The following is a 13,310-nucleotide window of genomic DNA, read 5'->3' as shown; positions in this document are numbered from 1 at the left end:
TCGCATTCGGTCCTTGGCCAAGGCGCACTGCGTCCCGGCATGACCATAAAGAGACTATAGGACGGGATATGTATTCGGGGAAGCGTCTGTTCCGCTCTCACAGGCTGTTTTTTGCCGGTAATGTGCTGAGATTTGGCCAAAAAATCCCTCAGGGGGTCGCATTTTGCACAACCCGGAACCGGGATGTTAGCGCTGCAATGCGGCATTCCCCAAAGCGATTCGAATCGAGCCGCTGCCAAGACCTGCCGAAAAGGACAGGTTGCAGTGCAGATAAAAGAAAAAGGCCCCCGAAGGGGCCTTTCCAAAATCGGGTCGCAGGCTGCGATTACTCGTCGCCGCCCTTGAGCGCTGCGCCGAGAATGTCGCCCAGCGATGCACCGGAGTCGGAGGAACCGTACTGTTCGACGGCTTCTTTCTCTTCGGCGATTTCGCGGGCTTTGATCGAGAGACCCAGACGACGGGTTTTCTGATCCACGTTGGTCACGCGCACATCGATGTGATCGCCGACCTGGAAGCGCTCGGGGCGCTGCTCGGCACGGTCACGGGACAGGTCGGAGCGGCGGATGAAGGATTTCGCGCCTTCATATTCCACTTCGATGCCACCGTCTTCGATCGCAGTCACGGTCACGGTGATGATGGAGCCGCGTTTCACGCCTTCAACCGCACCGGAGAAGCTGTCGTCGAGAGCTTTGATCGAGAGGGAGATACGCTCTTTCTCGACGTCGACCTCGGTGACAACTGCTTTGACCATGTCGCCCTTGCGGAAGTTCTGGATGGCATCCTCGCCACGCTCTTCCCAGGACAGGTCGGACAGGTGAACCATGCCGTCGATGTCGCCCGGCAGACCCACGAACAGACCGAATTCGGTGATGTTCTTGACTTCGCCTTCGACCACGGTGCCTTCCGGGTGGGTCTCAGCGAAGAGCTCCCACGGGTTGCGCATGGTTTGTTTGAGACCGAGGGACACACGACGTTTCGAGCTGTCGATCTCGAGCACCATGACTTCCACTTCCTGCGAAGTGGAGACGATTTTGCCCGGGTGGACGTTTTTCTTGGTCCAGGACATTTCGGAAACGTGAACCAGACCTTCGACGCCCGGTTCGAGTTCCACGAATGCGCCGTAGTCGGTGATGTTGGTCACGCGACCGGTGTGCACGGATTCGAGCGGGTATTTGCTTTCCACGGAATCCCACGGATCGGCCTGAAGCTGTTTCATGCCAAGCGAGATGCGGTGGGTGTCTTTGTTGATCTTGATCACCTGAACCTTGATCGTCTCACCGATGGTGAGGATCTCGGACGGGTGGTTCACGCGACGCCATGCCATGTCGGTGACGTGCAGCAGACCATCGACACCGCCGAGGTCAACGAACGCACCGTATTCGGTGATGTTTTTGACCACGCCGTCAACGGTCTGACCTTCGGTGAGGTTGCCGATGACTTCAGCGCGCTGTTCCGCACGGGACTCTTCGAGGATCGCACGACGCGACACAACGATGTTGCCACGACGACGGTCCATCTTGAGGATCTGGAACGGCTGCTTGAGACCCATGAGCGGGCCAGCGTCGCGCACCGGACGGACGTCGACTTGGCTGCCCGGAAGGAAGGCCACAGCGCCGCCGAGATCGACGGTGAAACCGCCTTTGACGCGACCAAAGATGGCGCCTTCGACGCGCTCTTCGGAGGCGTAGGCTTTTTCCAGACGATCCCAGGCTTCTTCGCGACGGGCTTTGTCGCGGGAGATGACGGCTTCGCCACGGGCGTTTTCAACGCGGTCGAGGAACACTTCGACTTCGTCGCCAACAGCCACGTTCGGTGCTTCGCCCGGGTTGGAGAATTCTTTCAGATCAACGCGGCCTTCCATTTTGTAGCCGACGTCGATGATGGCTTGACCGGCCTCGATGGCGATCACTTTGCCTTTGACAACCGAACCTTCGTCCGGGGTGTCGATCTCGAAGCTTTCATTCAGGAGGGCTTCGAAATCCTCCATAGATACGTTCTGAGCCATGTGGTCTCAATTTCCTTTTCAAACGTGTTTGCGGGCCATGCGGTTGTCTCCGCCGGTCTTGGTTTCGTTTCATCTCGGGACCAACGCTCAGAAGACAGTGCGGAAAACAAACAAATCAGGACCGAAGTTACGCTCCGACCCTGCCCGCATTGCCTTGATGACGTCTTGTGGCCTCATAGACAGGCGCGCGTGTACCGCCGAATCCCCATAAAAGCAAGGAAAATCGGGACAGACACACCGAAACAGGGGCCCTCACACCAACCCGTCGAGCCGCGCCAGATAGGCCGCGTCCTCTTCGCCGGCAAAGCGCGAATAGGGAAAGGCGGAGCCGTAATTGTCTACGCTGCTCGCGGTTTTCGCGAGCACGGCCACCAATTCGCGGGCGCGTTCCGTCGCGATCTCCGGGTAGCGGCCATTTTCCTGAAGTCCCAGCTTCTGCTCGAATCCCATCAGGGAATCGTAGGCCATCGACCAATTGCCATAGGGCGAGGCCTCCTCGGCCTCCTCACACAGAAGGACCTCCATGTGGCGATGTCGCGCGTCGGATTTGATCCGGGCGGCAAGCCCTTCGATGTTCTCGGCGGGACCGTGCAGGACCTGAAAAAACTGTTCATCCACCCGCAAGAGAATCCCGGTGATGCCATGGGCCGCGTTGAACCGCACCGCCTCGCGCAGGATGTCGAGATCCGAGGGGTGGAAATCCTCGTAACGGGCGACGGATCGATAGAGCAATTGCAGATAGCGGGCCACGAGCCTCTCCCCCTCGCCAGATCACGGAAGCTGCGATGTTCACAGCGGAGTGAAGCTGCGACAGAGCGCGGTGACAGGCAAGTCGAAATGCGCGCACCGAACGAAAAAGGCGGCCCAGACGGACCGCCTTGCCACTTAAGGCCCCAAGGACACCGCAAGATCAATCCAGATCGGTTACGATCTCATAGGCCGGTTTGCGGACCTTTTTCATCGGTGCAAGCCAGTCGCCCTCGGCATCGCGGGTGCCAAGCGGCAGGATCACGACGGTTTTCAGGCCTTTGTCTTGCAGCCCGAGAATCTCGTCGAATTTCGCGGCGTCGAAACCCTCCATCGGCGTGCTGTCGACCTCAAGCTCGGCGGCGGCAGCCAGCGCAAAGCCAAGCGCGATATAGGCCTGACGCGCAGCATGATCCGCATTGGTGCGCGCGTCGCGCGGCAGGTACATGGATTTCAGCCGATCGTAATAGGCGTCCAGCCGCTCGCGCGTACCCGGACGCTCGGCGGCATGCTGATCCACCACCGCATCGATCCGCGCACCGTCGTAAGTATCGTAAGCCGCGAAGACCAGAAGATGCGAGCCTTCGGTCAGTTGCGACTGACCATAGGCCGCCTCTTGCAGCTTTGCACGCAGCTCCTTGTTGCGGATCACGAAGATGTGGAAGGGCTGCAACCCCGAAGATGTCGGCGCCATGCGGGCGGCTTCGACGATCTTGGCGACCTTCTCCTCGGGAACCGGTTTCGAAAGGTCCATTTTCTTGGTGGCGTAACGCCAGTTCAGCTTGTCGAGAAACATTGGAAACATCCTTGCAGATATATGCGTTTGCTTCGGGATATGGGAAGGGATCGGGTCACGACAAGCACCCGAAATTCGGCACAGCCGCCTGCCCCTTCACCTAACCTTCTGATTATACTGAATTACACATCAAAACCTCCGCAGCAACGCTCACCCCCTTGAGCGGCGCTGCGTGCGAAAGGGCTCAGGAATTGGTCAAGCCAAGGCGCTCGGGCGGAAATCCGACCTCCGAAAAGCGCTCCAAAACCCTTGTCTCGAAAAACGGATCGTCGAGCCAAAGGCATTGCGAGAAATACCAGTAGAGGAATTTCGTATAATCCCGCGGATGCGACACCGCGCGGCCAAGCGCCGCCGGGAAATCCTCCGGCGCGCGCACGATCTCGGCGGCCTGATCGAAATCGGCGCGGGCAAAGAGGATCGTCGGCGTGCCATGCAGAAACCCCTCGATCGAGGCGGCGGAATTGGCCGACACCGTCACCGCCGCCTGCCGCAACAGGTCATGCACATTGGCGTTGGTCTTGATCGGCGCATATCCTTCCGCCTCGAAAGCCCGAATGACCTTCAGCCCCTCGTCTTTGCGCAGCGGATGCGGCTTGATATAGACCGGACGCCCCCCCGCACCATCCAAGACCGCGCGGATCATCTTGTCCCGCCCCATGTAGGCATGACCACGCCGATAGGGCGGCGGGCCCTGCAGGAAGATGACGATGCCCTGCGGGTCGATCTCTTCTTCCTGTTTCTTTTGGTGATAGCGGGAGTGGCGCTGTTCGGAAAACCTAGCGCGCAGATCGGCGACATAGGCCTCGGCCTCTGCGGCATCGACCGCGTCCGGGTCGAAAATCCGCTCCGCAATCGAGCTGTCGGCCAGAACGCCTTTCGGATCGAGATGCCAGCAGCGATCGAGATAGGCCAAAACCGAGATCAGCGTATCGGGGTGCGGCTGACGCGCATTGTCGACGATGTGAAGATTGCCATCCGGTTCGGTCGGAGGAAACCGCGGCGCGATCTCCACCACGCCGCCGCGCCGCTCGACCATCCGCTTGATCCGGGGATAGAGCGACGACATCTTGCCCGCCTCCAAAAGCGCCTGCTCATGCTCAGGCAGGTGGAGGACGAGCTTTGCCCTCATCCCCGGCGCGCCTCGATGAGGGCGATCACCTTGGCGACCGCCTCGTCGATGCTCATCGCCGTGGTGTCGATCAGGGTCGCATCCTCAGCCGGTTTCAAAGGCGCCGTGGCCCGCGCCGCATCGCGCTCGTCGCGCTCGCGCAGATCGGCCAGAACCTCATCGAGTGTGATCTCTTCGCCTTTCGCCACCAATTCCTTGTGACGCCGCTCGGCCCGAACCGCATCGGAGGCGATGACGTAAAGCTTCACCTCGGCATCCGGGCAAATCACCGTGCCGATGTCGCGCCCATCGAGGACCGCGCCACCCTCGCGCCGGGCAAAGGCCTGTTGAAAATCGACCAGCGCGCTGCGCACCTCCGGGATCGCCGCCACACGGGACGCTGCCTGCCCCGCGTTGCCCGAGCGCAGATCTCCGCGCTCAAGGTCCTTTGCCGTCAACGCCCTCGCGGCCTCAATCGGCGTAAACCCCTCAAAAGTCTTGGCCCCCACCGCCCGGTACAACAACCCGGTATCGAGATGCGCAAATCCGAAATGCGCCGCGACGGCTTTGGAAATCGTGCCTTTCCCGGCAGCGGCGGGGCCATCAATGGCGATGCAGAAACTCATGGTCTGTCCTTTCCCGAGGGGTCCCCACGCTGCACCCAAGCGCCGCCAAGGTCAAGAGATCAGTTGCCCCTGACCACATGCGCGCCAAGACCGGTCATGAGCTTCTCGAACACCGGGAAAGACGTCGCAATCGGCCCGCCATCGTCCACGCTCACCGCCTCCTGCGAGGCCATCCCAAGGATCAGGAAAGACATGGCAATGCGGTGATCGAGATGAGTCGCACAGGTCGCGCCCCCCTTCACTCCACTCGGGCCCAGCCCCTGCACGATCAGCGTATCCTGATCTTCCTCAATGGCCACGCCACAGGCCTCAAGCCCGCGCGCCATGGCGTCGATCCGGTCGCTTTCCTTGACCCGCAATTCCTTGACGCCGCGCATGGTGGTCGTACCCTCGGCATAGGCGGCCACGGCGGAGAGGATCGGGTATTCGTCGATCATCGAAGCCGCGCGCTCCGCCGGCACTTCAATCCCCTTGAGCGCGGAATATTTCACCCGCAGGTCAGCCACTGGCTCGCCACCTTCCTCGCGTTCATTCTCAAAGGAGATGTCGGCGCCCATTTCCTTGAGCGTAATGAACAACCCGTTGCGCGTCGGGTTCTGGCTGACACCCGGCACGAACACCTCGGAGCCGGGCACGATCAGCGCCGCACAAACCGGGAAGGCCGCCGAAGACGGGTCGCGCGGCACGGCAACCTCCTGCGGCGTCAATTCGGGCCGTCCGGTCAGCGTGATCTTGTTATAGCCTTCCGGCGTTTTCTCCGTGGTCAGCTCCGCCCCGAACCCAACAAGCATCCGCTCCGTGTGATCGCGCGTTGCCTCTTTCTCGATGACAACCGTCTTGCCCGGCGCGTTCAGCCCGGCCAGAAGCACCGCGGATTTTACCTGCGCCGAGGGCACCGGCGTCTGATATTCGACCGGCACAGGATCGGAGGCCCCCACCAGCGTCAGGGGCAACCGTCCGCCCGAGCGCCCCACCGATTGCGCCCCGAACAGCACCAAAGGATCGGTCACCCGCGCCATCGGACGTTTGCGCAGCGACCCGTCGCCGGTAAAGGTCGTACAAAAATCATAGGTCGCGACACAGCCCATGATGAGCCGCACACCCGTTCCCGAGTTGCCGCAGTCGATCACGTCCTCAGGCTCGGTAAATCCGCCGACGCCCACGCCATGCACGGTCCATTCGCCCGCCCCTTCGCGCACCACCTCGGCACCGAGCGCCTGCATGGCTTTCGCGGTGTCGAGCACATCCTCGCCCTCCAAAAGCCCGGTGATCTTGGTCTCCCCCACGGCCATCGCACCGAAAATCAGCGCGCGGTGGGAAATCGACTTGTCCCCCGGCACCGCCGCCGTGCCTTTCAGGGGGCCGCTCTTGCGGGCGGTCATCGGGATCGGGGTGCCGTGGCTGGACATTGTGCTCTCCTCACATTCCTCGCCGACCTGATACCGCAAGCCGGGCAGACGGTCTATCGGCTGTCTTCATGGCAGCCGAAATACTCAGACTTTTTTGAAGGTCATATAATGCGGCGTGCGGCCTTCGCGGATCGCCTTTTGCTCATAGCGCGTCGAAATCCAGTCCGACCACGGTTTGCGCCAATCTTCCGGCCCTTCGGCCAACCATTCGAACCCGGCGCGCGGCACTTCTTCCATGGTCTGGCGCACGTAATCGGGAATGTCGGTGGCCACGCGAAACTCCGCGCCGTCTTTCAACACACGGCGCAACGGTTCGAGATGTTCGTCGGTCACGAACCGGCGGCGATGGTGCCGTTTTTTTGGCCAAGGGTCCGGGTAATTCAGGAATGCCTTCTCAATCGAGCCTTCCGGCAGAACGTCGAACAGATCGCGCGCATCACCCGCATGGATCGCGATATTGTCGAACGGCCCTTCGCGGCGCATCTTGCCGAGGCACATGGCGACACCGTTCACAAACGGCTCACAGCCGATGATGTACACATCCGGGTAGGTCCGCGCCATATGAACGAGGTGCTCGCCGCCGCCGAAACCGATCTCGACCCAAACCGGCTTGCCCGCAAAGCGCTTCGCCATGTCGATCTTGATGCGCTCCGGGTTTTCCTCCCAAGACACACCACCGGGCGCGAGACCCGGCAGGTCCTCATCGAGATAGTCCACTTGCGCCTTGTTCAGTGTCTTGCCATGGATACGGCCATAGAAGTTGCGCCAAGGCGCCCCCGATTGGTGCTGTTGATCGTCAGACATGGAAAACCCCGCGTGTTACGGCGGGGCTTTTGCCAAGAAATCCATCCCGGGGCAAGTTCAGCTACGCTGAATCAGGAAAAGCCCGCCCGCCATCAACAACATTCCCCCGGCCCGCAGACCGGAAATCTCCAGACGCGCCGCCCCGAACAGGCCGAAATGGTCAATCACACCCGCCGAAAGGATCTGCCCCAGAAGAACAAAGAACACCGCATTGCCGACCCCGAAGCGCGGCGCAATCGTGGTGATCGACAGGATGTAGAAGGCAAAGAGCACCCCCCCGAAAAACAGATATGCCGGTTGATGCAGCAGGTTGGACAGCGGCACGCTGGGCCCCAACACCGCGCGATAGACAAAGATCGAGCTGAACGCGACCACGGCAAACACCAATGCTGCCAGAGCGGGCGAGCCGAGACGCGCGCCGAGTTGGGCGTTTAGCGCCGCAAAAACCGGAATGCCGATCCCGGCAAGCAGCATGACAATCGGATCTCGCAAACTCTCTGACATCGGCCTCCCCCCGTTTCGTCTCAGGAGAGTAGCTGGCCCGCGTGCAAAAGCAACAGCTCCCGACGCGCTCAGCCCCGCCCACGGTAAGGCGGCACGCCTTGCTCGGGGATCCAAAGGTCCTTGGGCTCCGGCCCGGTGGCCCAGAAGACGTCAATCGGAATGCCGCCGCGCGGATACCAATAGGCCCCGATGCGCAGCCATTCCGGGTCGAGCAGCTCGGCCAGACGTTTGCCGATATAAACCGAACAATCCTCATGAAACGCGCCATGATTGCGGAAGGAGCCAAGAAAAAGCTTGAGCGACTTGCTCTCCACCAACCATTTGCGCGGGATGTAGTCGATCATCAGATAGCCGAAATCCGGCTGACCGGTCATCGGGCAAAGCGAGGTGAATTCCGGCGCGGTAAAACGCGCCACATAGCGCTCGCCCTCATGGGTGTGCGGCACGCGTTCGAGCACCGCCTCTTCCGGGCTATTGGGCAGCGCCGTCGCGCCGCCGAGTTGCGTCAGGCCGGAGGTGTCGGTCTTGGGCATGTCAGGTTTCCTCGTCTAAAGCCGCTTGCAAAATTGCGGCATCCGGGGCGGAAAAGGCGCAGAGCAGCACCTCCATTTCCTCCCCGGCCTTTACTTCATCGCGGATCGTGCGCACCGCAATCCGGGCTGCACGGGTTTTCGGAAAGCCGTAAACCCCGGTCGAGATTGCAGGAAAGGCCACAGAGCGGAGATCATGATCCCGCACGATCCTGAGGCTTTCACGATAACAGGAAGAAAGCGTTTCGTCCTCCCCCCGATCGCCGCCGCGCCAGACGGGGCCGACCGTATGGATCACGTAGCGCGCCCTGAGATTGTACCCACCGGTCAGCTTGGCCTGACCGGGCAGACAGCCGCCCAGCCCCCGACATTCCGCCAGAAGCCCCGGCCCCGCCGCAAGGTGGATCGCGCCGTCGACACCGCCGCCGCCCAAAAGCGTGGAATTGGCCGCGTTGACCACGGCCTCCACATCCTGAGCGGTGATCGAGCCGGTGACGACGCGCAGCGGCATCAGACGGCTTTCGCCAGAACCTCGGCCAGATCGGTGCGTTCCCAGCTGAACCCGCCATCCGCTTCGGGCGCGCGGCCGAAATGGCCATAGGCCGCCGTGCGCTGATAGATCGGTTTGTTGAGCTGAAGCTGGGTGCGGATGCCGCGCGGCGTCAGCCGGAACCCGAGCTTGTCGGCATCGGCCAGAACGGCCTCAATACGGGCGGCATCGACCGTGCCCGTGTCATGCAGATCGGCGTAGATCGACAGCGGCTCCGCCACCCCGATGGCATAGGACAACTGGATCGTGCATTTCTCTGCAAGCCCTGCCGCCACCACGTTTTTCGCCAGATAGCGCGCGGCATAGGCGGCAGACCGGTCCACCTTGGTCGGGTCTTTTCCGGAAAACGCGCCGCCGCCATGCGGGGCCGCGCCACCATAGGTGTCCACGATGATCTTGCGCCCGGTCAACCCGGCGTCGCCGTCGGGGCCGCCGATCACGAACTTGCCGGTCGGGTTAACGTGCCAGATGGTGTTCGCGGTCAGCCAGCCCTCCGGCAGCACCTCTTCGACATAGGGCGCCACGATGGCGCGCACATCGTCAGAGGTCAGATCCTCGTCGAGGTGCTGGGTCGAGAGCACGAGAGACGTGACTTCGACCGGTTTGCCATCGCGATACCGCACCGAAAGCTGCGCCTTGGCATCGGGGCCAAGCGCCGGTTCCGTGCCGTTCTTGCGCACCTCTGCGAGACGCCGCAGCATCGCGTGGGAATATTGGATCGGCGCAGGCATCAAGGCCTCGGTCTCATTGGTCGCGAAACCGAACATGATGCCCTGATCGCCTGCACCCTCGTCCTTATTCCCCGTAGCATCGACGCCTTGGGCAATATGGGCGGATTGTTCGTGCAGGTAATTTTGCACTTCGAGCGTCTGCCAATGGAACTTGTCCTGCTCATAGCCAATGTCGCGCACACACTCGCGCACGATGCCATCCACCTTTTCCATATAGGCGTGCAGCTTGTCCTTGTCCGACAGTCCCACCTCGCCGCCGATCACCACGCGGTTGGTGGTTGCGAAGGTCTCGCAGGCGACACGCGCCTCCGGCTCCTCGGCGATGAACGCATCGAGGACGGCATCGGAAATCCGGTCGCAGACCTTATCGGGGTGGCCCTCGGAAACCGATTCCGAAGTGAAGACGTAATCTTTGCGGGACATGGGGGTCGTGCTCCATTGGTTATGACACCCGCACGTCAGGAAGCCGTTGTGCGGGCCTTTGATTAAAATGCGATATAACTGCCTCCGGGGAGGGTCAATCGGTTTTTCTGCCGCGCCTCAGAGTTGTACCGATCCCGCCACTTAACACCAGGAGGGTTAACAAAGCCCAAACGGGGGCTTCCTTAAGCCGGACATAAACGGTTTCGGGAAGAGCGCCGGGCAGATCGGCGGTGAAAGCCCCCGACGTGCCCAGAGGGATCGCCGCGCGCAGCCCGCCATGCGCGTCGACCAGCGCGGAAATCCCGGTATTTGCGGCGCGCACCATCGGCAGGCCGGTCTCGATCGCCCGGAACCGTGCCTGCGCCAGCGCCTGTTGCGGGCCGGAAAAGGTGCCGAACCACGCATCGTTGGTCATCTGCAACAGCCAGTCGGGGCGCGTTTCGGTGCGCAGGTCTCGGGGAAAAATCGCCTCATAGCAAATCAACGGCAGCGCAGACCCAAGCGCCCCCATGTCCATGAGATGCGGCCCGGGACCCGCAGAGTAACCATAGCCATTCTGCGCCGTGAACGCCCGCAAACCGATACGTTCCAAAAGCCAAGGCAGGGGCATGTACTCACCGAAAGGCACAAGATGATGCTTGTCGTAGAGATCGGCGACCCGGCCCTGTTCGTCGAGCAGAACTGCCGTGTTGTACCCCTGCATCCCGTCCACCCGGTTGAGCCCGACCACGGCGCGCGCAGGCGCAGCCGTCTGGGCGATCTCGAACAACTCCGGCCCGGCGGCATAGAGAGGAGCTGCCACGGAGGTTTCCGGCCAGATCACCAGATCGGCCCCCTCGGGCGGCGTGACGGAGAGCGCGCGACGGTAGAACTGGCCGACATACTCCGGGTCCCATTTGAGATGCTGCGGCGCGTTGGGCTGCACCACGCGGACGGCATGATCCCGATCCGGCGGCAGGGGCGCGGATTGGCGTTGCCAGCCGACCACAAAGGCGGCGGCAAAAAGCACGGCGGCCACAGCGCCAATGCGCCAAGAGCGTTTGAGAACCGCATGCGCCAGAAGCGCCGCAAAGGCAAAGCTCAGCGCCGTCAAACCATAGGGCCCGATGAAGGCGGCCAGCTGCGCCAGCGGCGTGTCGAGCCAGATATAGCCCGGCATAGCCCAGGGAAAGCCGGTGAAAATATGCCCGCGCGCGAGCTCCGCCGCCCCCCAGAACCCGGCAAGACCCGGCAGCCCGGTCTTGAGTATTTTCGCCAAGAAAAAGGCCAAAGCCCAGAACAGCGCCAGCCCACCCGCCATGAAGAACAGTGCAAACGGGATCATCCAACCGTCGCGCATCGGTTCGACGAGGAAGGGATTCACGATCCAGTTGAGCGAAATGAGGAAACTCGAAAAGCCGACGAGCCAACCGCGCAAGGCGGCCTGACGGGGCGTGAGCGCCATGCGCCAGGCAATCGCCGCCATGACCAGCCCTGCAACCGCCACCGGCCAGAACCCCAGAGGCGCCTGACCGGCGGCAATGAGAAAGCCCGCCCCGAGCGCGAAGGCACGGGGCGGGGTCAGAAGTCGCCGCAGATTGGGCAGACGCATCAGGCCTCGACTTTCGGTTTCACGGCAGAGGGCAGACGCACACGAATGCGTTTGATCCGGCGCGGGTCGGCATCGACGATCTCGAACTCGGCCCCCGAGGGATGCGGGATGACTTCGCCACGCGCGGGAACCCGGCCGGAGAGCAGGAAGACGAGACCGCCCAGAGTGTCGATCTCTTCCTCGTCCTCCTCGTCGGTCAGACGCATGCCGATGGCCGCCTCGAACTCGTCGAGCGGGGCCTTGGCTTGGGCGATGAACACGCCCGGCGCGGACTGGGTCCAGAACGCATCGTCGTCGACATCGTGCTCGTCCTCGATCTCCCCGATCACCTGCTCGACAAGGTCTTCGAGCGTCACAAGCCCGTCGACCCCGCCGTATTCGTCGATCACCAACGCCATATGCATCCGCTCCGTCTGCATCTTTTGCAGCAGTACCCCGATCGGCATCGACGGCGGCGCATAGAGCAGCGGGCGCAGCATCTTGCGCAGATTGAACCGCTCACCCTTGCCGTTAAAGCCATGGGTGAGGGCAAAATCCTTGAGGTGCACAAGGCCGACAGGCGTGTCCAGCGTGCCCTTATAGACCGGCAGACGGGTCATCCCGCTTTCGCGGAACACCTCCACCAGATCCTCTTTCTTGATATCCGTCGGCACGGCGACGATTTCCGCTTTCGGGATCGCCACATCATCGACCCGCATCCGGCGCAGGTTGACCATGCCGGGGCGTTGCACAGGCTGAGGCATAACCATCGAAGGGTTCGCCCCGGCCAAGGCAGTTGTGTCAGAAGATTTGGCGGCAAATGCCGCCTTCATGCGGTCGAACCAGCCAGAGGATTTACGCCCGGTGCGGCGCGTGTCGCTCTGCGGTCTACTTATGGGGTCGATCGGCGCGCTCTGCGCTGCCGTAGAAGACCCAGGCTCGGTGTCGCCCATGCGTCCTTTCCAATATGAACAATTTGAACCGGTCTTTGTCGACCGTTCGCCTAATATGGGTCCTTGAGACCCATGGTTGCAAGTATTTCGACCTCGGTCGCTTCCATAATTTCTGCGTCCCTGTCGGTTATGTGATCATAACCCAACAGATGTAACAAACCATGAATAAGCAAATGGGTGACGTGATCGTGAAAGGATTTGCCCTGCTCCTCCGCCTCACGCAGGCAGGTCTCATAAGCAATCGCGATATCGCCCAGCTCGATGGACCCGTCAAAATCCGGCTCCGGCAAGGGCGGGCGTTCACCGGGCGTCGCGCGTTCCTCGGCGGGCCAGGACAGGACGTTCGTCGCCTTGTCCTTTTCCCGGAAATCCGCGTTCAGAACCTTGATGCGCGCATCGTCACAGGCCAACACGGACCCTTCGCAAAGCTCCGCGTCCAGCCCGAGATGCGCAATCGTTGCAGCCTCGGCGGCTTCCGCCAAGGCAGCAAGCCCCGCCGCGTCCCAGCGGTCGTCCTCAAAGATCACTTCAACGGCCACGGGGCCCTCCGAATT

The 13,310-nt window shown here is 61.8% G+C and carries 14 protein-coding genes and 1 riboswitch; all 14 genes read right to left on the bottom strand.

From position 1 onward, the window contains the following. Nucleotides 1-325: 325 nt before the first annotated feature. The 14 genes from rpsA to ybeY all read right to left on the bottom strand — a co-directional run bounded on the left by rpsA (nt 326) and on the right by ybeY (nt 13,295). Nucleotides 326-2,005 carry a 30S ribosomal protein S1 gene (gene rpsA / locus V1475_RS07645; RefSeq protein WP_434288880.1) on the bottom strand — a complete coding sequence of 560 codons (1,680 nt, stop codon included), beginning with the start codon at nt 2,003-2,005 and terminating at the stop codon, nt 326-328. Nucleotides 2,006-2,257: 252 nt separating this feature from the next. Next, nucleotides 2,258-2,755, bottom strand: coding sequence for a BLUF domain-containing protein (locus V1475_RS07640; RefSeq protein WP_479412264.1), 498 nt, complete (start codon nt 2,753-2,755; stop codon nt 2,258-2,260). Between the two features lie 160 nt (nt 2,756-2,915). Continuing rightward, nucleotides 2,916-3,548, bottom strand: a complete 633-nt coding sequence (locus V1475_RS07635; RefSeq protein ID WP_479412263.1) for an NAD(P)H-dependent oxidoreductase — start codon at nt 3,546-3,548, stop codon at nt 2,916-2,918. Between the two features lie 184 nt (nt 3,549-3,732). Beyond that, on the bottom strand, nt 3,733-4,677 hold the full coding sequence (locus V1475_RS07630; RefSeq protein WP_479412262.1) for a hypothetical protein: 945 nt from the start codon (nt 4,675-4,677) through the stop codon (nt 3,733-3,735). Then, the gene (locus tag V1475_RS07625; RefSeq protein WP_479412261.1) at nt 4,674-5,282 is read right to left on the bottom strand and encodes a (d)CMP kinase; all 609 of its coding nucleotides are present in this window, start codon (nt 5,280-5,282) and stop codon (nt 4,674-4,676) included. Before V1475_RS07625 ends, V1475_RS07630 begins: the two co-directional genes overlap by 4 nt. A 59-nt stretch (nt 5,283-5,341) precedes the next feature. Further along, nucleotides 5,342-6,691, bottom strand: coding sequence for a 3-phosphoshikimate 1-carboxyvinyltransferase (aroA, locus tag V1475_RS07620; RefSeq protein ID WP_479412260.1), 1,350 nt, complete (start codon nt 6,689-6,691; stop codon nt 5,342-5,344). A gap of 84 nt (nt 6,692-6,775) precedes the next feature. After that, complete coding sequence (gene trmB / locus V1475_RS07615; RefSeq protein ID WP_479412259.1) at nt 6,776-7,495, bottom strand: tRNA (guanosine(46)-N7)-methyltransferase TrmB; 720 nt, start codon at nt 7,493-7,495, stop codon at nt 6,776-6,778. A 57-nt stretch (nt 7,496-7,552) separates the two neighbouring features. Further along, the gene (locus tag V1475_RS07610; RefSeq protein ID WP_479412258.1) at nt 7,553-7,999 is read right to left on the bottom strand and encodes a DMT family transporter; all 447 of its coding nucleotides are present in this window, start codon (nt 7,997-7,999) and stop codon (nt 7,553-7,555) included. A gap of 68 nt (nt 8,000-8,067) precedes the next feature. Next, nucleotides 8,068-8,532, bottom strand: coding sequence for a preQ(1) synthase (gene queF, locus V1475_RS07605; RefSeq protein WP_434288894.1), 465 nt, complete (start codon nt 8,530-8,532; stop codon nt 8,068-8,070). A gap of 1 nt (nt 8,533) precedes the next feature. Further along, on the bottom strand, nt 8,534-9,040 hold the full coding sequence (locus V1475_RS07600; RefSeq protein WP_479412257.1) for an O-acetyl-ADP-ribose deacetylase: 507 nt from the start codon (nt 9,038-9,040) through the stop codon (nt 8,534-8,536). Next, entirely contained in the window at nt 9,040-10,233 is a 1,194-nt protein-coding gene (gene metK, locus V1475_RS07595; RefSeq protein WP_479412256.1) for a methionine adenosyltransferase, read from the bottom strand. The genes V1475_RS07600 and metK overlap by 1 nt, the downstream gene beginning before the upstream one ends. 8 nt (nt 10,234-10,241) lie before the next feature. Then, a riboswitch (SAM-SAH riboswitch) is annotated at nt 10,242-10,291 on the bottom strand. A 36-nt stretch (nt 10,292-10,327) separates the two neighbouring features. Further along, nucleotides 10,328-11,824, bottom strand: a complete 1,497-nt coding sequence (lnt, locus tag V1475_RS07590) for an apolipoprotein N-acyltransferase (RefSeq protein ID WP_479412255.1) — start codon at nt 11,822-11,824, stop codon at nt 10,328-10,330. Next, nucleotides 11,824-12,756 carry a transporter associated domain-containing protein gene (locus V1475_RS07585; protein WP_479412254.1) on the bottom strand — a complete coding sequence of 311 codons (933 nt, stop codon included), beginning with the start codon at nt 12,754-12,756 and terminating at the stop codon, nt 11,824-11,826. Before V1475_RS07585 ends, lnt begins: the two co-directional genes overlap by 1 nt. A gap of 50 nt (nt 12,757-12,806) precedes the next feature. Beyond that, entirely contained in the window at nt 12,807-13,295 is a 489-nt protein-coding gene (ybeY, locus tag V1475_RS07580) for an rRNA maturation RNase YbeY (protein ID WP_479412253.1), read from the bottom strand. Nucleotides 13,296-13,310: the final 15 nt, after the last annotated feature.

It is taken from the genome of Celeribacter sp. SCSIO 80838, from assembly GCF_056498065.1.
This window is presented reverse-complemented; position numbering and strand designations above follow the sequence as displayed.